Here is a 1,261-nt window from a genome sequence, read left to right on the forward strand (position 1 = left end):
CTGCGCTGTCAGCCGCAGGTGATGGGGGCGAGTCTTGATCACCTTCGTCACTGCGCTCGAATTCTCTTCACCGAGGCTAACGCCGTGAGCGACAATCCGCTCGTGTTTCCAGAGACCGGAGAGGTTTTGTCGGGTGGGAACTTTCATGCCGAGCCCGTCGCGATTGCCGCCGACGTTTTAGCTATTGCAACCGCCGAAGTCGGTTCGATCTCTGAGCGTCGGATTGCACTCTTGATCGACAGTTCGCTTTCTGGACTTCCTGCGTTTCTGGTTTCGGAGCCTGGGATTAACTCTGGGTTCATGATCGCTCACGTTACAGCGGCAGCGCTGGCGAGTGAGAACAAGTCGCTTGCGCACCCGGCCAGTGTGGATTCTCTTCCCACCTCAGCGAATCAGGAAGACCATGTGAGCATGGCGACTTTTGCGGCGAGGAAGTTGGTAGAGATTGCAGAAAATGTCCGAAAGATAGTTGCAATTGAGCTTCTGGCGGCGGCCCAAGGCATTGAGTTTCTTCGCCCTCTCAAGTCTTCCAAAGTTCTTGAGTTCACCCTGGGCGAAATTCGTTCGGTTGTGAAGCCCTACGACCAAGATCGATTCTTTGCGCCAGACATCAACTCGGTTGAAACTCTCATTGCGCGGGGAAGATTCACCGGGCTTGCGCAGCACCTGCTACCGTCCTATCAAGAGGAGCTATGAGTGATTTGATTGGATGGGGAGGAAGAGTAGACCGCCACGATGGCGACGCAGGGCTTCGTTGGCACCAAATCGTCACTTCGTTCGACCCTGACTTCGATCAAGGAGCAGTTTTCCTCGGGCTCGCCTCGGATGATGGAGTGCGGCGCAATCAAGGTCGAGTGGGCGCGGCAGCGGGGCCGCCAACTCTGCGGCGGATGATGTCGAACTTGCCCGTACACTCGCCAATGTTTCTTCAGGATGCCGGGGATGTGGTGTGTTTGGCGGGTGAACTCGAATCTGCCCAGTTCCGCTATGCCCAAATCGGTTCACAGGTCTTGGTATCCGGTCGACGGCTCATTGGCCTTGGCGGAGGACATGAGATTGGATTCGCGAGCTACTCCGCGCTAGCCCAGAGCGGAGTCGTCAAACCGAACGAGCGCGTGGGAATCCTAAACCTTGATTCTCACTTTGACCTTCGACGAGAGCCTCAGGCCACGTCTGGAACTCCGTTCTTGCAAGCCATGGAAGATTCCAGTCGGCATTGGTTTCAGCTTGAATACCGAGTGATGGGCATCAGCCGCGCCGC

Annotated in this window: 2 protein-coding genes; both read left to right on the forward strand. The window is 56.4% G+C overall.

Annotated elements, in window-relative coordinates; translation table 11 throughout:
* The coding region (locus tag RMO15_RS27470) for an aromatic amino acid lyase (RefSeq protein WP_309720417.1) at window positions 1-696 on the forward strand (696 nt) is incomplete at its 5' end.
* The coding region (locus tag RMO15_RS27475; RefSeq protein WP_309720420.1) for an arginase family protein at window positions 693-1,261 on the forward strand (569 nt) is incomplete at its 3' end. The genes RMO15_RS27470 and RMO15_RS27475, both read left to right, overlap by 4 nt.

Source organism: Armatimonas sp., from assembly GCF_031410135.1.
Classification (GTDB): Bacteria; Armatimonadota; Armatimonadia; order Armatimonadales; family Armatimonadaceae; genus Armatimonas.